Below are 17,814 nucleotides of genomic sequence, written 5' to 3'. Positions count from 1 at the left end.
CAAACCCACCTAAGTGCTAATGTGATAGACAACTTACATGCTATACAGTTTACTAGATAGATATCCTGATCAGCTAACCGGATGCATAACAGGGCGCACCTATGGATAAGAAAGACAACTTTACCAACGATCCGCAAGAATTTATCAATTATGTCAGTGAAGAAACGTCCAAGCTTCTGGAGATGTATTCAGCCACTGGCGGAGATGACATTTTTCGGCAATTCACAACATCCTGGACCGAACTGGCCACCCGCTCATTAGAAGATCCGACTGTCTGGATAAAAGCCATTGCTGATTACCAGCAAGCACAAATGAACCTCTGGCGTAACATCTGGAGTGGCAGCAGCGAACAGGTCGCTCAGCCTTCAGCGGGTGATCGCCGCTTCCAGAATGAAGAGTGGTCAAAAAATCCAATTTTCGATTACATCAAACAATCTTACTTGCTATCGTCGAAAATGCTCACAGAGATGGCCGCCAATGCCAACCTGTCTGAGAAAGAGCAGAAAAAACTAGAGTTTTATACCCAACAGTATGTCGACGCGCTGTCCCCTACCAACTTCGCCATGACCAACCCGGAAGTCCTGAACCAGGCACTGGAAACGAATGGTCAGAGCCTGGTTGACGGTCTGAAAAACCTGCTAGGTGATATCGACAAAGGTCATATCACCATGACCGATGAGAACGCCTTTGTGCTGGGTGAAAACCTGGCCACCACCGAAGGTGCCGTAGTATTTCAGAATGATTTGTTCCAGTTACTGCATTACAAACCTACTGTTGAGCAGGTTTATGACAAGCCACTGTTAATCGTACCGCCGAGCATCAATAAATTTTATATTCTGGACCTGCAGCCACATAACTCTTACGTTAAATATTGTGTAGAGCAGGGCTATAACGTCTTTCTGGTTGCCTGGGTAAATCCAACCAAAGAGATGAGCACCCTCAGCTGGGACGACTATGTAGAACGCGGTGTATTAAAAGCCATTGAAGTCACCAAAGACATTGCAGAATCCGACAAGGTCAATGCCGTCGCCTGGTGTGTCGGCGGCACCCTGATGGCCACAGCGCTGGCTGTTATGGCAAATCGCAAGGATACCAGCGTGACTTCGGCGACCTTCCTCACCACTCTGACCGACTTCCGCGATCCAGGTGATATGAAAGTGTTTATTGACGAATACCAGGTCAAGACACTGGAAGAAAAAGTTAACAAAGAAGGCATACTGCATGGTCGTGAACTATCCACGTCTTTCAATATGTTGCGCTCAAATGACCTGATCTGGTCCTATGTGGTGAACAATTACCTCAAGGGACAGACCCCGCCTCCTTTCGACATTTTGTTCTGGAACAGTGACCCGACCAACTTACCGGCCAGAATGTATACCTTCTATCTGAATAAAATGTACCTGGAGAATAAACTGGTTGAACCGGGTGGTCTGACAGTTTGTGGTGAAGCGATTGATCTGGGCAAGATAAAAACCCCCTGCTATTTCTTTTCAGCCATTGAAGATCATATCGCTCCCTGGAAAAGCACCTTTTCAGCTACAGAGACCTTCAAGGGACCACTGGAGTTTGTCCTGGGCGCCAGCGGCCATGTTGCCGGGGTGATTAACCCTGCATCGAAAAACCGTCGTCATTACTGGATCAAGGGTGAAACCGGCAAAGGGCCTGATCACTGGCTGGAAACAGCGGAGAAGCAGGAAGGCTCCTGGTGGCCACACTGGTCTGAATGGCTGAAACGCCGTGCTGGCAAAAAAATTGATGCACCCAAGGATTACGGCAACGATACGCACAAACCGATTGAAGCCGCCCCGGGTAGCTATGTTAAAGTCCGCTTGGACTGATATCATAGCCAGACACTGATAACACCGAAGGGGCGCTGATCAGCGCCCTTTTTTAATCTACTATCAACAACTAATGGCATCGAGAGTCCAGCTCCGATGGCACGACAACTAATTAATGAACAGACCTCTCAGCCCCTCCTATTTCGCCACCAAGAAAGCCGAAATAAAAACCCTGATGCTATTAGCCTGGCCTATCATGATTGCCCAGCTGGCACAAAATTCCATGGGGTTCGTTGACACCCTAATGTCTGCTCGTGCCGGCAGCGAAGACCTGGCCGCCATCGCGCTGGGTACCAGCCTGTGGATACCGATTTACCTGGCGTTTTCCGGTACGCTAATGGCGATTACCCCCCTGGTTGCCCACTTGGTTGGCGGCAAAAAAGATAAGGACACACCGCAAATTTTTCATCAAGGTGTCTGGGTTGCCGTGCTGCTAGGTCTGATATCATTTTGGCTGCTGCAAAATACCCAACCCCTGCTATCCCTGCTGTCATTAGAGCCTTCGCTGGAAGATAAAACCCGACGCTATCTTGAGGCAATATCCTGGGGCTTTCCGGCGTTGATGGTCTATCAGACCATACGTGGATTTAGTGAGGGCTATGGCAAGACACGTGCAATCATGAAAATTGCGCTACTGGCATTGCTCTGCAACATCCCGCTGAACTATATGTTTATTTTTGGTAAATTCGGGCTACCGGAGCTTGGCGGTGTCGGCTGTGGCTGGGCAAGTGCTATTGTGATGTGGATAATGCTGACCGCCGGGGTTATTTATACCCGGCAAAGCCAGCAGTTCAGTCAACTACCCTTGTGGCATCCATGGCACAGACCCGACATAAAAGCCATAAGCCAATTTCTGCGTCTGGGCATGCCGATCGGTATTTCTCTGCTTATCGAAGCCAGCATGTTTAGTGTTATCGCACTGCTTCTGGCACCTTATGGCGAAGTCGTTTTGGCAGCCCATCAAATCACCATCAGCTATACCGGCATGATCTTCATGGTACCACTGAGTATTGCGATGGCTCTTACAATTCGTGTGGGCCAACTTAAAGGCGCTGGGAATAAGGCCCAGGCTCGCCTGACCGCTTTTACCGGTATTCAGTTCACCCTGGTAGTCGCACTGATCACCACCCTGCTAACCCTGGTATTGGCCTCTCAAATTGCTCGTCTCTATACACCCGATACAGAGATTGCAGCCCTAGCTATACTGTTATTAGCCATTGCAGCACTGTTCCAGTTTTCTGATGCATTGCAAGTCAGCGCAGCCGGTGCTCTGAGGGGCTATAAGGATACGTTTATTCCCTTGCTGCTGGTCTTTGTATCCTTCTGGTTAATCGGCCTGCCCGCTGGCTACCTTCTGGGAATGACTGACTGGCTGGTTCCAGCTATGGGAGCCGCAGGCTTCTGGTATGGACTACTGATCGGGTTGAGCATGGGTGCCGTAATGCTGATAACACGACTGAACAGAGTATCTCGACATGTGGAGACTAGCTAGTCTGCTATTACTGGGTCTGCTTTATGGTTGTGATGCAGCCGATGCTGAAAAAATGCTGCAAGATTACACCCGCCGAGTCAGTAATGCTCTGGATGAGCCTATTGAGTTCTCGCCCGGCAACTCTCCATTCCCTGCGCTACCACCACGCAGAGAACGCCTACTGCCTGTTGAAGGGTTACGTGAAGGCCTGATTGAGGTATTACAATTACGCCACTGCGACTTGCTGCCGTTGATCGCTGAGCGTAACAGTAATCTTGGCCGTGTTATGTTACCTTCCCAGACACTCAAGTATGAGCTGCGCTTTTTACCCGCTGTGGAAGCCTGCGAGCAAGACCTGACCCAGCGCGTAAAAACAGACGCCTCTCTACTACCCTTGTTGCACCGAGTTCAACAAATTGTGTCACATAAACAGCAGGCATTACCCCGAGTGATCTGGAATAGCATCTATGCCAGCGAAGAGATGGAACAGCAATTTTCTCGCTCGCCTGACCCCTTACCACTAGAGGCTCAAGGACTGATCAATCAAGCCAGGAATACACTGGACGCCTTTATTTTAGTCAGTCAACTGGCCACAAACGACTCCCCTTGGCCGGATAAACGTTTTCTTAACGAAATAGAAACCCATTACGAGCAACTGTACCGCATGCGATCAGGTCAGCAATGGCTACATAGTGTATTTTTGCTCAGTTACACAATGGAACAGGTAGCTCAAGGTATAGAAGCACGCATAGAAAGACGCCCGATCTGTTTCAATCAGCAGCCCAACAACCGTTCAGTTATAATTCAAAATGTATTCAGAAATGTTTATGCAACCGAATTCCAACCCTATTTGGCCCTGACGGATCAGTTCGGTCAGTACTGGCAAGCCAGCCACCAATCCATTCAACAACACTTGCCACTGCCGCCCAGCTCGGAAGCTTACTTTTTACAGATTTTTGATAGTCAAACGGAAGGTAGCCTACTACACAGATTTCACCGGGCAAGGGAAATGCATACACAAGCCTGGCAAACACTATTCTCGCATTGCGGGCTCAGTGTCGGCCAGACATTGTGACTCAGACTGTGGACTAGTTGCGACTATTCAAAGTCAGCAACTGATCCAGTTTGCTGCTTAAACGCTCTTCTTTCTCTTTTTGTTTAGCTTCACGTGCCTGCTCTTTAATACGCTCACGACGTGCATCCTGCATGGCCTGGAGTTTCCCCTTGGCATGCCCGGCCTCTTCAGCCGTGACCGTGCCGGCAGGCTGGCCGTCCAGTCCAATACGTTCAGCACCTTCCTGAAAGCTACGCAGATATTGAGGAGAGCGCACATAAGAAGCAAGCGCACGCTTGATTTTCGTACGCGACACTTTGTCATCAGCAACCAGATCCTCCTGGATACCAATTTTTAAAGGCCGTACCTTGTCGCGCGAAAAAACCTCAGGATAAGCATCCATCAGCAATTGCACGGCAGCCATGTTCGCAGCACGATTTTTGTTTCGTTTGCCGCCTGCCGTTGCAGACCCTGGATTTTCACTGTTTACTGAATCGCTCACTTTTTTACTCTCAACTCGCTGTCGTTGGTATTCGGCCTGTTCAAGAATCTGTTCACATTCACGCAATAACTGCTCAGTGCGCAGTGCGGCCTGTTCCGCCTCACTCAACACCTTTTCGAATATAGTACTCATAGCCATCTTCCTGCTGAAGCTGCTCAATCAACTCATACCCCAGAAAGGCACAGAACCGGGGAATATCACGCTGGGTCGATGGATCTGTTGCCTTAACAAACAACACCTGCCCAGGGGTCAGCTCTCGAACTTTTTTATGCAGCAACATCACAGGTTCCGGACATAATAACCCAGAAGTATCCAGTGTCATATCTGATACAGGTTGATTCATCCGCTACTGCCAGCTTCCAGAAAAAGAATTACATTGTCTCAGAATTTTTGTGCCTTAGAAACCAGCTAAATGCATTCAGAACAGGATTACCGGCGTAATTACCGGCGTAGATCCAGATAACAGGTCACCTCTTCCCGATCATGATACAGATGGCGTGCCGAGAGCCGGTAGGAAATACCTGCCTGCTCCAGTCCAGAGCGCATCATTCCCAGACACTGCTGCACCTCCAAATGTCGCTTTTTCATTGGCAATTTCAGATTAAAAATCATTTCTCGACACCAGCCCTGCAGAGCCCACTCCAACATGCGTGCAGTCACACGCGCTGGTTTATCTGCGACATCACACACCATCCAGTCAACGGGCTTTGGTGGTTGATAATAAAAGGCATCTTCCCGGCTATGAGTGACCTGACCCGAGTCCATCAGGTCTTCAGACATAGGACCATTATCCACGGCTGTCACAAACATACCCTGCTGCACCAATTGCCAGGTCCAGCCTCCAGGTGCGGCTCCCAGATCCACAGCCGTTTTCCCCCCACCCAAACGCTCCCCCCATTCATGGCGTGGGACAAACCAATGCCAGGCTTCTTCAAGCTTAAGAGTTGAGCGACTCGGGGCTTGTGCCGGAAACTTCAGCCGACGTATCCCCATATCCAGTTTAGAGCCATTATTCGTTGGGCTGACACCGATCAACAGATGACGGCCCGACAGAGCAAACAGGTGCATACGCCAATCGGCGCGTGCCTTACGCGGTAACATGACAGACTGCTGACGCAGTGTCTGCGCCATCGCCGAACTCAGCTTGCCAGCAAAAGGAAGCAATTCCCGACCTTCAGTTGTATCCGGCACTTCGGCCAGTAATTCAGCACAGGCTGGCAGGGATGCCACAGGCCCAAGTAACACACTCAACCTGTCAGTTGCCGGTAACTGATCAAAGGGCTCCAAACAAGCACACCACTGACGCGTAAACACCAAAGAGCGAAACGACACCTGCTGCAACAATGCCAGCGCGTCAGTCTGCAACATAAAGCGTACATAACCCGAATTTCGCTCAAAGCGAACATAACCCGTATGTCCTGTCTCCAGAGCCTGCTCAGAAAACTCTGCCGCGCATTCCGACTCAAAACCGGCACGACACTGCAATAAAATAGATGTAAATGACATATCAACTCGACCTTAAACATGGGGAAGACAGCATAACCTGAATAATTACTGCAAAATACTTTTGATCCATATCAAGTAAACATAAAAAAACACCCGCTACCAGTTAGCATAAAGCAGCTCTTTCAGGTGAAATTCAAACGCATATTATATATAAGACAACCCTAAAATAATTACAATAAGGTTAATTTTATTTATATATTTCAATTAATTATACAAATACAAAAAGCATAACAAACCGAACACCACTTACAAAAAATACATTTCGCACCCGCGACAAGCTGTCGCAGATAAACCCTGGATCACATTGAAATGAAGGGGTAATTCACTGATAATCGCCAGTGGAACTCTTCTTACTATTAACAGCTTGTTGATGAGAGCCTGATATGAGCATTGCAACTGATCATCCAACCTACAACTACAAGGTGGTGCGTCAATTCGCCATCATGACCGTAGTCTGGGGTATTGTCGGTATGACTGTAGGTGTACTGATAGCTTCCCAGCTGGTCTGGCCGGCACTGAACTTTGACACAGCCTGGTTATCCTACGGACGTTTACGTCCGTTACACACCAATGCGGTAATCTTCGCATTTGGTGGTTGCGCCCTTTTTGCCACTTCTTATTACGTGGTGCAGCGCACCTGTCAGACTCGACTGATCTCTGACGGACTGGCCGCATTCACCTTCTGGGGATGGCAACTGGTTATTGTACTGGCCGCGGTAACGCTGCCACTGGGGCTAACCTCAGCTAAAGAGTACGCTGAACTGGAATGGCCGATAGACATCCTGATCACACTGGTCTGGGTAGTTTATGCGATCGTATTTATGGGTACTGTCTTCAAGCGTAAGACAGCTCATATCTATGTAGCCAACTGGTTCTACATGGGATTTATCCTGGTTATTGCTGTGCTGCACGTAGTTAACAGTGCCGCCATGCCAGTTACCATGATCAAATCCTACTCAGCTTACCCTGGCACTATCGATGCCATGGTTCAGTGGTGGTATGGTCACAATGCTGTAGGGTTCTTCCTGACAGCTGGCTTCCTTGGCATGATGTACTACTTCGTTCCAAAGCAAGCTAACCGTCCAGTGTACTCTTACCGCCTGTCGATCGTGCATTTCTGGGCGCTGATTGCTACCTATATGTGGGCAGGTGGTCACCACCTTCACTACTCAGCGCTGCCAGACTGGACTCAGTCTGTAGGCATGGTTATGTCTTTGATTCTACTGGCTCCTTCTTGGGGTGGTATGATCAACGGTATGATGACGCTGTCAGGTGCATGGCACAAACTTCGCACTGATCCAATCCTGCGCTTCCTGGTGGTTTCTCTGTCATTCTATGGCATGTCTACCTTCGAAGGCCCGATGATGTCTATCAAGACAGTCAACGCTTTATCCCACAACACTGACTGGACAGTCGGTCACGTTCACTCCGGTGCACTGGGTTGGGTAGCAATGATTTCTATCGGCGCGGTATACCACATGATTCCGAAACTGTTCGGCAAAGTACAAATGCACAGCGTTGGCCTGATCAACGTGCATTTCTGGCTAGCCACAATCGGAACCGTGCTTTATATCGTCTCCATGTGGGTTAACGGCATTCTGCAGGGCCTGATGTGGCGCGCAGTCAACCAGGACGGCACATTGACTTACAGCTTCGTTGAAGCGCTGGAAGCCAGCCATCCAGGCTACCTTGTTCGCGTGATTGGCGGTGCTATCTTCCTGCTAGGTATGTTTATCATGGCCTATAACGTCTGGCAGACAGTACGTGGTGGCAGCTCTGTTGAAGCCGCTGACGCTGAAACATCTGCACAGACTGCATGATTGGGGCGAGGAGCATATAGCAATGATTAAGCATGAAACTATTGAAAAGAATGCCGGCTTAATGGCAATGCTGATCATCATCGTGATCAGCTTCGGCGGCTTGGCCGAGATCGTGCCTTTGTTCTTCAAAGACTCTACGACTCAGCCGATTCAGGATATGCGTACCTATACAGCTGTAGAGCTGGAGGGCCGCGATATCTACATTCGTGAAGGCTGCCATGTCTGTCACACCCAGATGATCCGTCCATTCCGTGCAGAAACTGAGCGCTATGGTCATTTCTCTACTGCCAATGAGCATGTATGGGAACATCCGTTCCTGTGGGGCTCTAAGCGTACCGGTCCTGATCTGGCCCGCGTAGGTGAGCGTTACTCTGATGACTGGCAACGTGCGCACCTTTATAACCCGCGTGACGTTGTACCGACATCAAAAATGCCATCTTACCCATGGTTGTTTGAACGTCAGGTCAGTGGTGACCAAACTGCCAAGAAGATGGGAGTCCTGAGAACTCTGGGCGTTCCCTATACTGATGAGCAGATTGCCAATGCCAAGTCTGATGTACAGGGTGTTCTCGAGGTTGATGCACTGGTAGCTTACCTGCAGGCACTCGGTAAAACCCACTCAAACTATGACGTGCGGTAATCCATTGTGAGTTATGAAGTCTATGGCCCGTTCATGCCATTGATCATGCTGATCACGTTCATCGGACTGTTTATCTGGGTACTACTGCCCCAGAACAAAAAACACTTCGATGATGCTGCCAACCTCCCCTTCGCCGATGAAGATGAGGATGAAGTGCAGAAAAATGACAATGAACGTGCCCATAACGGGAGAGATGAGAAATGAGTGCTTTCTGGAGCGCATGGATTACGGTAATCACTTTGGGGGTTATCGTGGGTTGTACCTGGTTGCTGTTTGCAACCAAAAGAAGTCAGCCACATCAGGAACAGACTGAAGAGACTGTTGGACACTCTTTCGATGGTATCGAAGAGCTGGACAACCCACTGCCAAAATGGTGGTTCCAGATGTTTGTTGCTACCGTGGTTTTTGGTCTGGTCTACTTGCTGCTGTATCCTGGTCTGGGTAACTTCAAAGGCCTGCTGGGCTGGACCTCTACAGGACAGTGGGAAGAAGAAATGGCTTATGCTGAAGAGCATTACGCCCCGATCTTCGAACGCTTTGCTGTGCTGTCAGTAGAAGAGCTTCAGCAGCCTGAAAACGCTGAAGGTCTCCGGATTGGTCAGCGCTTGTTCGCCAACAACTGCTCTGTCTGTCACGGTGTTGGGGGTGTAGGCTTTTACGGCTTCCCTAATCTGACTGACAGTGACTGGTTGTGGGGTGGTTCTGAAGATGCCATCAAAACAACCCTGCATCAGGGTCGTAACGGCGCCATGCCTGCATGGGGTGAGGTTCTGGGTGAAGATGGTGTGCGCGATATGGCTCACTATGTACTGAGCCTAAGCAAACGCGAACACGATGCTGAATCTGCAGCACGTGCTGAACCTCAGTTCGCATCGCTTTGTGCCGCTTGTCACACGGCTGAGGGTACGGGCATGCATGCACTAGGTGCACCCAACCTGACCAATGACACCTGGCTGTACGGTGGAAGCCTAGAGCAGATTGCACACACCCTGCGCCATGGTCGCTTTGGTGTAATGCCATCATTTTCTGGCCTTCTGACCGAGGACCAGAGACATCTGGTTACAGCTTACGTTATGAGTCTTAGTAACGACTAAGTGAAATCCATCTAAATAAAGGTGATATGATATAGGTCATATCACCTTTTTTTTTGGCATAATATCATTACTTAAGCGTTTACTTATTCAATCAATCGAATAGCAATCACACTTGTTAAACGATGGCAGGCAGATCATGAACCAGATACCGGTCAAAGATGTTACCCCTGGAAAAGACAATAACACTCAGTCCTATGACTTATATGCAAAACGAGAGCATATTTACGTCAAATACTATAAAGGCTTTTTCAAAAACCTGCGCACCACTGCCGGCTTTCTCATGCTGGCGATGTTCTTTGCTTTTTCATGGATACAATACGATGGCCGACAAGCCATTCTCTTTGATCTACCTAACCGACAGTTTCATATATTTGGCCTCACCTTCTGGCCTCAGGACTTCATGCTGCTTTCCTGGCTGCTGATCATCCTCGCCTTCATTTTGTTTTTTGTAACCGTCTTCGCGGGTCGTCTATGGTGTGGCTACGCCTGCCCTCAGTTTGTCTGGACCTGGTTTTTCATCTGGGCAGAACGCATCACAGAGGGTGATCGAAATAAACGCATGCGCATGGACAAAGAGCCGATGAGTGGCAATAAGTTCTTGCGCAAGGCGGCCAAGCATACAATCTGGATTAGTATTGCAGCGGCTTCAGCTATCGCCTTTGTGGGTTATTTCACTCCGATTCGTGAACTGCTGCCCAGCATTCTCAGTGCTGATCTAGGGCCTTGGGAGCTTTGGTGGCTGGGTTTTCTGACCGTTGCCACTTACGGTAATGCTGGCTGGTTGCGCGAGCAGGTCTGTATCTACATGTGCCCTTATGCCCGCTTTCAGAGTGTTATGTTTGACCAGGACACGCTGATCATTTCGTATGACGAGGCGCGCGGTGAAAAGCGCGGCAAGCGTAAAAAAGATGCTGACTATAAAGCTGAAGGTCTGGGTGATTGCATCGATTGCTATGCCTGCGTTAACGTCTGCCCGGTTGGTATCGATATCCGTGACGGCTTGCAGTATGAATGCGTTGCTTGTGGCGCCTGTATTGATGCCTGCGACGAAATCATGGTGAAAATGGGCTACGAGCCTGGTCTGGTCACCTATACTACTGAGCACTCCCTAAACGGAAAACCAACCAAGCTTTTACGCCCACGCTTGATGGGCTATCTGACAGCGGTGGTGATTATGTGTTCAGCGTTTGCTTACGTACTCTCAAATCGTGTGCCGATTGAGTTTGAAGCCATACGAGACCGTGGGGCATTGTTTAATGAAGTCAGCGGTAATTTGATTCAAAACGTATACACGCTAAAAGTTGCCAACAAAGAACAGGTAGATAGGCGCTACCGAATCACAGTAGAAGGCATTGACGGACTGCAAATGGTGAACGAGCCTGAGGTCAATGTTAGTGCTGGCGAATTGCTTAATTACCCGATTCGAGTTCAGATAGAGAAAAATAAACTCAGCACGGCGAACTCTTCGATTGTTTTCACTGTCGAAACTGTGGATGAGCCTAAAGTCAGCGCAACAGTTGAAAGTCGCTTTATGGGACCGCCACCATCACGGTAAAGATAAACCCCCATATTATTTTTAAGTATACTAGGCGGCAATTTTCTTGCCGCCTGGTCCTATGAGGTCTTTTAATGAGTCAAAATGCAGTTCAAATTACCCCTTGGTACAAACAACCCTGGTTGTGGTTTATTCTAACCCCCATACTGGCTGCCATGACTGTTGGCTTTATTATGCTGTCGGTTGCCATTAACCAACAACGAATCGATCCACCTCTGAGTAAAGAGTTTGTCCGTGATGGCCGTGGTTATGCTGTGGATGAGTCGATGCTAGAGAACGCCAGGGCTCTGGGTTTAAGCGCCAATTTGACGTTGGATACACAAACAGGTGAAGCGATGCTCACCATGCAGGGGGATTTGCCTGCCGATCTTTCCACGCTGGAATTACACATTAAAGTGGGCGCCAACCAAGAGCGTGACCATGTTATCATTCTCCATCGACTGGGTGACCTACATCAGTTCAACGGCAGTCTGACTCACCCCATTACAGCCCGTTCAACCTTTATGCTGATATCACCTGAAGGTGAGTGGAAAATCATGCACGTTGCCCACCCCCCTTTTGATGACAAAGTCCTGACCCTTGTACCCTAGCAGGACCGAACGGAAGTAACTGATGCAAGCAGTCAACCGAAACACAGATCCAGAACAATGTTTTCACTGTGGCTCTGATATCCCGCCAGCAAGTCACTACTTCACTCGGATCAATGATGAAGACAAGCGCATGTGCTGTCCTGGCTGTCAGGCAGTGGCAGAGACAATCGTTGCGGGAGGCTTGGATAATTTTTATCAGCATCGTGGTAATGAACTCAGTCCTACTACAGCCGACTTATCTGAGATTGCATCACTTACCCAAGAATTAGCGCTTTATGATAATCAGGAAGTTCAACAAGCCTTTGTCACTGGTCACAATACTGATACGCATACAGCAACTCTCGTTATTGAGGGTATCAGTTGTGCGGCCTGTGTCTGGCTGCTGGAACACCACCTGTCAAAGCAACCCGGTGTAATCAAGTTCAGCGTGAATTTGACTAATCACCGCGCCCGCCTGGTCTGGCATCCGGATGAAACCAAACTAAGCCAGCTATTGGCCGAAGTGATTCGGATTGGTTACAAAGCTCACCCTTATCACCCAGACAAAGAAGAGCAGTTACTGGCCCAGGAAAGTAAGCGCTCCATTATACGTATGGGGGTGGCGGGCATCGGATCCATGCAGGCGATGATGTTTGCCGCCGCCATTTATGCCGCTGATATTGCTGGCACTGGCATGGATGAAAAATATGTCTTGCTGATGCGCTGGGCCAGCATGGTGGTAGCAACACCAGTTGTGCTCTATGCCGCACTGCCTTTTCTAAAAAACGCGTTTCGCGACCTCAAAGCCAAGCATCTCACCATGGATATTCCTGTCTCCATTGCCATTTGGGGAGGTTATATTGCCAGCGTTTGGGCCACCTTATTCAACACCGGTGATATCTATTTCGAATCAGTTACCATGTTTGCTTTTTTCCTGCTTATCGGTCGCTTTATGGAAATGAAAGCCAGGCAACGGACAGGACGGGCGGGTAATGCATTACTTAATCTTATTCCTGCCAGCGCCCTGCGCATTACTTCAGAGGGTGAAGAAGAACTGGTGGCAGCCAGCTCACTACAACCTGGGGATAGAGTCCGTATCAAGCCAGGACAAACGATTCCCGCCGACGGATTAATCATCAAAGGCTTCTCTTCAGTAGACGAATCTGCGCTGACCGGTGAGTATATGCCGATCTCGAAAAAGCTTCAGGATCCACTGGTAGGCGGTACTATCAATATAGAAAATCCGATAGAGATGCAGGTCAGCGCGGTAGGGCAACATAGTCGTATATCATCGATTGTCAGACTGCTGGACCGTGCTCAAAGTGAAAAACCCTATGTGGCCCGTGTAGCTGACCATATTGCGCGCTATTTTGTTGGCGCTACGCTGATCGTTGCAGCGTGTGTCTCTACGGCCTGGTACTTTATTGAACCGGCAAATGCTTTCTGGATCACTCTCTCCGTATTGGTTGTGACTTGTCCCTGCGCCCTATCACTTGCCACCCCCACGGCACTGACAGCCGCAACAGGCACACTCCGACAACAGGGTTTGCTAATCACCCGAGGTCATGTGCTGGAATCGTTCAGTAAAGCCACACACATCATTTTTGATAAAACCGGCACGCTCACTGAAGGTCGTTTAGCCATTCAGGAAACACATCCACTGAACGGCACGTCGTCAGCCGATGCACTGAACTGGGGGGCTGCACTTGAGTCTCTGTCTGAACATCCTATAGGGCGTGCTTTTACACCTTGGTACACCGCGGCTGCAGAAGCCATTCAAGTGACTGTCGGCCAGGGTATAGAGGGGAGCATTGAAGGCAAGCGCTACCGTATCGGCAAACCCGACTATGCCATGCAGTTATCAGGACAAGCCTTGCCAGCCATGCCAGACCAACAACGTCAGTGGATACTGCTAGCGAATGAATCTCAGGCACTGGCCTGGTTTGCGCTGGATGATCAAATCCGTCGCGAGACCCGCCAGGCTATTCAAGAACTCAAATCACTGGGATTGAGTATTGAGATACTCACGGGTGATACATCGCCGGCCGTGCAGCGCATAGCTGAAAAGCTGGATATAGATCAGATCAATAGCGGCATGAGTCCTGAACAAAAACTGGAACATATCCGTAATCTTCAAGCTGAGGGTAAGCAAACCATCATGGTGGGCGATGGCATTAACGATATCCCGGTACTGGTTGGCGCCCAAACCTCGGTATCTATGGGAGCAGCCACTGACTTGGCTAAAACCAATGCTGATGCGGTACTAACCAATAACAACCTGCAAACCCTTGCAGAAGGTATCCGTTTGGCACGCAAAACCCGCACGATCATTAAAGAAAACTTGGGTCTCTCACTACTCTATAACATCATTGCCCTGCCAGCCGCCGCCTTAGGCATGGTGCCACCCTACATTGCCGCGATCGGCATGACTGCCAGCTCGCTGATTGTTACCGGAAATGCTATGCGCCTGGCTCGCCGTGCCAGGAAAACCCAAAGTACTCAGGTCGCTCCGCTGCCTGAGTCAGCTAAAGCCAAGGCAGGTATCTGATGGAAATTATCATTATTTTGATTCCAATCGCACTGATTTTGACGGGATTAGCCTTCTGGGCTTTTTTCTGGAGTGTTAACAGTGGCCAGTTCGACGATTTAGAGTCTCCCGCTCACAGCATTCTGTATGACGATGACGAAGACATGATCCCGGATGACGCCAAAGTAGATCCAAAGAGCAGCCGAAAGTCGGATGAATGAACCGCTGCTGCTAACCACAGCTTTCCTGATCGGGCTACTCGGTAGCACCCACTGCATCGGCATGTGTGGTGGTATTGCCGCCAGCGTTGGCTTGAATACACTGGGTGGTAAATATCCGGCCTGGTCGATACTGCTGGGGTATAATCTTGGCCGCATCGGCAGTTACACCCTGGCAGGAGTTTTAATAGGCGTTGCAGGAGCAATGGTTGCAACAGGCATCACAGGCCTGATACTGCAAACCTTTGCAGGCATACTGCTGATTGCCATGGGGCTTTATGTTGGTCAATGGTGGTTTGGTATTACCCGACTGGAAAAGCTCGGCGGGCATCTATGGCGACATATCCAACCCTATGCGGCCAGGATTCTTCCTGTTCGCAACCCACACCAAGCCATTTTATTAGGTATACTCTGGGGCTGGCTGCCCTGTGGTCTGGTATATAGTACATTGCTCTGGTCATCGGCTGCAGGTAGCTGGCAACAAAGCGCCCTGCTGATGGCCGCATTCGGACTGGGTACGTTACCCGCCATGTTTACCACTGGGCTGCTTGCCCGTCAGGTCCGCAGCATTATGCAGAAACGTCTGACCCGCCAGATAGCAGGCGCATTGATTATTGGCTTTGGTATCTATACTTTGCCACTCAGCAGCCTGTTCAATCTGTAGAATCAGTAGACTGGCGTGTAAAAAGTTTTTAAAGATTGATTGAATTGAGGTATTTTTGGTGATAAACGATAGTCGCATTGTATGGGATATGGATCTGATTAAACGCTACGATCTGTCAGGCCCACGCTATACTTCCTACCCGACAGCAGTGCAGTTTGATCCAGCACTTTCACCAGCCGCTCTGATCAGCGAAGGACAGAACTCAGCCGATAAAGCTGCGCCTTTGTCGCTGTATGTGCATATCCCCTTTTGTGCCCATGTTTGTTATTACTGTGCCTGCAACAAGGTCATCACCCGAAACCGTGACCGTGCTCAACCCTACCTGGATACTGTTTACCGCGAAATGAAGCAGCTATCGCAATGGTACAGTGATGACCGGATCGTGGATCAGTTGCACTGGGGTGGTGGTACACCGACGTTTATCAGTGATCAGCAGATGGATGAGCTGATGTCTGCTTTACGCAATCAATTCAATTTGCGTAATGATGACAAGGGTGACTATTCAATCGAAATCGACCCACGTGAAGCCAGCCCGGAAACACTGGAAGTACTGCGCAAAACAGGCTTCAACCGAATTAGCTTAGGGGTACAGGACCTGGACCCTAAGGTGCAGAGTGCCGTCAATCGCGTCCAGCCATTGGAACAAACCCAGGCCGTACTCGACAAGTCGCGTCAGCTGGGTTTTTCATCCATTAATATGGATCTGATTTACGGCCTACCGCATCAGTCAGAACAAAGTTTTGATGACACCCTGGATGTAGTGATCGGCATGAACCCCGATCGACTGTCAGTGTTTAATTATGCCCACCTCCCGGATCGCTTTCGCTCTCAGAAGCATATCAATCCTGACGAACTGCCCAGCCCGGAAACCAAGCTGGCAATACTGCAAAACACCATCGATAAGCTGCTGAATGCAGGTTATGTCTATATCGGCATGGACCACTTCGCAAAACCCGATGATACCCTGGCACTGGCCCAAGCAGCGGGCCAATTACATCGCAACTTTCAGGGCTACACTACACATGCTGAATGTGACTTGGTCGCCATGGGGGTTTCTGCAATCAGTCAGATCGGCCGGGTTTATTACCAGAATGAACATGACCTCGCCACCTATACACAAGCGGTGACACAACAGCAGCATGCCATCAAACGTGGTGTCTGTCTGAGTGATGATGACATTGTCAGAGGTGCGGTAATCAACCAACTGATTTGTCACTTTGAACTGAATCCTGCGACAATCGAGCAGCGCTTCAGCCTGAATTTTGATCAATATTTTGCCGCAGAATTAGCAGAACTTCAGCAGTTTGAAGCCGATGGTCTGATTCAGCGTCAAGGTCGCCAGATCAGCGTCACCCCTTCGGGTCGACTATTGATACGCCGTATCTGTATGGCATTTGATGCATATATACCGAAACAGCAGCCAACACGAGGCTATTCACGCATTATATAACGTCGGCTTTAGCAGAATAAGCTGAACTATTCTGGTGCAGCCTTCACCCTGCAGCAGAAATGTTACATAATGGCAGCTATAATTTTGAGTTCACGGGGAAGGCAAGCAGATGGAAGATAAAAAATCGACAGGTAAGCTCCACAGCCTGAATCAGGTTCATTGCAGCACCTGCAGTTTGAGTTCTCTTTGCCTTCCGGTATCACTCAACATGACCGAGATGGAACGGCTTGATACGATCATTGATAAAAGCCGACCCTTGAAAAAGGGTGATCATCTTTTCCGCCAGGGTGATGCATTTGGCAGTGTCTATGCCATTCGTGCCGGTTCGGTTAAAAGCTACAGCATCACTGATGACGGTGAAGAGCAGATCACCGGTTTCTTTTTTCCGGGTGAACTGGTTGGCCTGAGTGCTTACGACACATCGACCTATCCTGTCTCAGTGAAAGTGCTGGAAACCACCACCGTGTGCGAGATTCCCTTCGAACGCCTGGATGAACTGTCAGGGCATATGCCTGAACTTAGACGTCAGTTACTACGCACCATGAGTAAAGAAATCTGCAACGATCAACAGATGATGATGTTGCTGTCGAAGAAAAATGCCGAACAACGTGTAGCCAGCTTTCTACTCAAGCTTTCGCAGCGTTTTCATGAACGCGGCTACTCACCCAGTTTTTTCCGCTTATCCATGTCACGTAACGAGATAGGCAACTATCTTGGGCTGGCAGTCGAAACCATCAGCCGTATTTTCACCCGCTTCCAGACTTTAGGACTGATCCATGTAGATGGCAAAGAAGTCGAAATTCTGGATAACGGGAAGCTCAATGAGCACTCAGGCGAAGCACAAACGACTGATAATGCCTGCAAAAGCAGCCGCTAATCAGCACATTTATCAGTTGAATCACTTGC

At 49.3% G+C, this 17,814-nt stretch carries 17 protein-coding genes; 14 read left to right on the top strand and 3 right to left on the bottom strand.

Features of this window, described 5'->3' with window-relative positions:
• Window positions 1-101: 101 nt before the first annotated feature.
• From ACN0R1_RS03870 to ACN0R1_RS03860, 3 genes are all read left to right on the top strand, one after another.
• Complete coding sequence (locus ACN0R1_RS03870) at window positions 102-1,838, top strand: PHA/PHB synthase family protein (protein ID WP_417580120.1); 1,737 nt, start codon at window positions 102-104, stop codon at window positions 1,836-1,838.
• A 115-nt stretch (window positions 1,839-1,953) separates the two neighbouring features.
• Window positions 1,954-3,330: an MATE family efflux transporter gene (locus ACN0R1_RS03865; protein ID WP_417580118.1), complete on the top strand. Its 1,377-nt coding sequence runs from the start codon at window positions 1,954-1,956 to the stop codon at window positions 3,328-3,330.
• Complete coding sequence (locus ACN0R1_RS03860) at window positions 3,314-4,384, top strand: DUF3080 family protein (RefSeq protein ID WP_417580116.1); 1,071 nt, start codon at window positions 3,314-3,316, stop codon at window positions 4,382-4,384. The genes ACN0R1_RS03865 and ACN0R1_RS03860 overlap by 17 nt, the downstream gene beginning before the upstream one ends.
• 13 nt (window positions 4,385-4,397) lie before the next feature.
• On the opposite strand, the gene ACN0R1_RS03855 is transcribed toward ACN0R1_RS03860, so the two are convergent.
• The 3 genes from ACN0R1_RS03855 to rlmM form a co-directional block, all read right to left on the bottom strand.
• Window positions 4,398-4,997 (bottom strand): ProQ/FINO family protein, encoded by a 600-nt coding sequence (locus ACN0R1_RS03855; protein ID WP_417580114.1) that lies wholly within the window; start codon window positions 4,995-4,997, stop codon window positions 4,398-4,400.
• Window positions 4,966-5,145: a sulfurtransferase TusA family protein gene (locus ACN0R1_RS03850; RefSeq protein ID WP_417580108.1), complete on the bottom strand. Its 180-nt coding sequence runs from the start codon at window positions 5,143-5,145 to the stop codon at window positions 4,966-4,968. Before ACN0R1_RS03850 ends, ACN0R1_RS03855 begins: the two co-directional genes overlap by 32 nt.
• A 161-nt stretch (window positions 5,146-5,306) precedes the next feature.
• Window positions 5,307-6,371 (bottom strand): 23S rRNA (cytidine(2498)-2'-O)-methyltransferase RlmM, encoded by a 1,065-nt coding sequence (gene rlmM, locus ACN0R1_RS03845; protein ID WP_417580105.1) that lies wholly within the window; start codon window positions 6,369-6,371, stop codon window positions 5,307-5,309.
• Between the two features lie 383 nt (window positions 6,372-6,754).
• Here rlmM and ccoN point away from each other — a divergent pair, with 383 nt between their 5' ends.
• From ccoN to fnr, 11 genes are all read left to right on the top strand, one after another.
• Window positions 6,755-8,191 (top strand): cytochrome-c oxidase, cbb3-type subunit I, encoded by a 1,437-nt coding sequence (gene ccoN / locus ACN0R1_RS03840; protein ID WP_417580103.1) that lies wholly within the window; start codon window positions 6,755-6,757, stop codon window positions 8,189-8,191.
• A gap of 25 nt (window positions 8,192-8,216) precedes the next feature.
• Window positions 8,217-8,831: a cytochrome-c oxidase, cbb3-type subunit II gene (gene ccoO, locus ACN0R1_RS03835; protein ID WP_417580379.1), complete on the top strand. Its 615-nt coding sequence runs from the start codon at window positions 8,217-8,219 to the stop codon at window positions 8,829-8,831.
• Between the two features lie 6 nt (window positions 8,832-8,837).
• Entirely contained in the window at window positions 8,838-9,035 is a 198-nt protein-coding gene (locus ACN0R1_RS03830; protein WP_417580101.1) for a cbb3-type cytochrome oxidase subunit 3, read from the top strand.
• On the top strand, window positions 9,032-9,925 hold the full coding sequence (gene ccoP / locus ACN0R1_RS03825; protein WP_417580099.1) for a cytochrome-c oxidase, cbb3-type subunit III: 894 nt from the start codon (window positions 9,032-9,034) through the stop codon (window positions 9,923-9,925). The genes ACN0R1_RS03830 and ccoP overlap by 4 nt, the downstream gene beginning before the upstream one ends.
• A 136-nt stretch (window positions 9,926-10,061) precedes the next feature.
• Window positions 10,062-11,480, top strand: a complete 1,419-nt coding sequence (gene ccoG, locus ACN0R1_RS03820) for a cytochrome c oxidase accessory protein CcoG (protein ID WP_417580097.1) — start codon at window positions 10,062-10,064, stop codon at window positions 11,478-11,480.
• A 74-nt stretch (window positions 11,481-11,554) separates the two neighbouring features.
• Complete coding sequence (locus ACN0R1_RS03815; RefSeq protein ID WP_417580095.1) at window positions 11,555-12,070, top strand: FixH family protein; 516 nt, start codon at window positions 11,555-11,557, stop codon at window positions 12,068-12,070.
• Between the two features lie 22 nt (window positions 12,071-12,092).
• On the top strand, window positions 12,093-14,597 hold the full coding sequence (locus ACN0R1_RS03810; protein ID WP_417580093.1) for a heavy metal translocating P-type ATPase: 2,505 nt from the start codon (window positions 12,093-12,095) through the stop codon (window positions 14,595-14,597).
• Window positions 14,597-14,797 (top strand): cbb3-type cytochrome oxidase assembly protein CcoS, encoded by a 201-nt coding sequence (gene ccoS / locus ACN0R1_RS03805; protein WP_417580091.1) that lies wholly within the window; start codon window positions 14,597-14,599, stop codon window positions 14,795-14,797. The genes ACN0R1_RS03810 and ccoS overlap by 1 nt, the downstream gene beginning before the upstream one ends.
• Complete coding sequence (locus tag ACN0R1_RS03800; protein WP_417580089.1) at window positions 14,790-15,458, top strand: sulfite exporter TauE/SafE family protein; 669 nt, start codon at window positions 14,790-14,792, stop codon at window positions 15,456-15,458. The genes ccoS and ACN0R1_RS03800 overlap by 8 nt, the downstream gene beginning before the upstream one ends.
• Window positions 15,459-15,519: 61 nt before the next feature.
• Entirely contained in the window at window positions 15,520-16,908 is a 1,389-nt protein-coding gene (gene hemN / locus ACN0R1_RS03795; RefSeq protein WP_417580377.1) for an oxygen-independent coproporphyrinogen III oxidase, read from the top strand.
• 109 nt (window positions 16,909-17,017) lie between these two features.
• Window positions 17,018-17,785, top strand: coding sequence for a fumarate/nitrate reduction transcriptional regulator Fnr (fnr, locus tag ACN0R1_RS03790; RefSeq protein ID WP_417580087.1), 768 nt, complete (start codon window positions 17,018-17,020; stop codon window positions 17,783-17,785).
• The last annotated feature ends 29 nt before the right edge of the window (window positions 17,786-17,814 follow it).

Source organism: Nitrincola sp. (genome assembly GCF_048264025.1).
Taxonomy (GTDB): Bacteria; Pseudomonadota; Gammaproteobacteria; order Pseudomonadales; family Balneatricaceae; genus Nitrincola.
The sequence above is the reverse complement of the archived record's forward strand: the minus strand, read 5'-3'. Positions and strand labels throughout refer to the sequence as shown.

Coding starts and splice junctions, on each gene's coding strand:
- ACN0R1_RS03870 (WP_417580120.1), top strand. CDS start 102: ATGGATAAGAAAGACAACTTTACCAACGATCCGCAAGAATTTATCAAT.
- ACN0R1_RS03865 (WP_417580118.1), top strand. CDS start 1,954: ATGAACAGACCTCTCAGCCCCTCCTATTTCGCCACCAAGAAAGCCGAA.
- ACN0R1_RS03860 (WP_417580116.1), top strand. CDS start 3,314: ATGTGGAGACTAGCTAGTCTGCTATTACTGGGTCTGCTTTATGGTTGT.
- ACN0R1_RS03855 (WP_417580114.1), bottom strand. CDS start 4,997: ATGAGTACTATATTCGAAAAGGTGTTGAGTGAGGCGGAACAGGCCGCA.
- ACN0R1_RS03850 (WP_417580108.1), bottom strand. CDS start 5,145: ATGTTGCTGCATAAAAAAGTTCGAGAGCTGACCCCTGGGCAGGTGTTG.
- rlmM (WP_417580105.1), bottom strand. CDS start 6,371: ATGTCATTTACATCTATTTTATTGCAGTGTCGTGCCGGTTTTGAGTCG.
- ccoN (WP_417580103.1), top strand. CDS start 6,755: ATGAGCATTGCAACTGATCATCCAACCTACAACTACAAGGTGGTGCGT.
- ccoP (WP_417580099.1), top strand. CDS start 9,032: ATGAGTGCTTTCTGGAGCGCATGGATTACGGTAATCACTTTGGGGGTT.
- ccoG (WP_417580097.1), top strand. CDS start 10,062: ATGAACCAGATACCGGTCAAAGATGTTACCCCTGGAAAAGACAATAAC.
- ACN0R1_RS03815 (WP_417580095.1), top strand. CDS start 11,555: ATGAGTCAAAATGCAGTTCAAATTACCCCTTGGTACAAACAACCCTGG.
- ACN0R1_RS03810 (WP_417580093.1), top strand. CDS start 12,093: ATGCAAGCAGTCAACCGAAACACAGATCCAGAACAATGTTTTCACTGT.
- ccoS (WP_417580091.1), top strand. CDS start 14,597: ATGGAAATTATCATTATTTTGATTCCAATCGCACTGATTTTGACGGGA.
- ACN0R1_RS03800 (WP_417580089.1), top strand. CDS start 14,790: ATGAATGAACCGCTGCTGCTAACCACAGCTTTCCTGATCGGGCTACTC.
- fnr (WP_417580087.1), top strand. CDS start 17,018: ATGGAAGATAAAAAATCGACAGGTAAGCTCCACAGCCTGAATCAGGTT.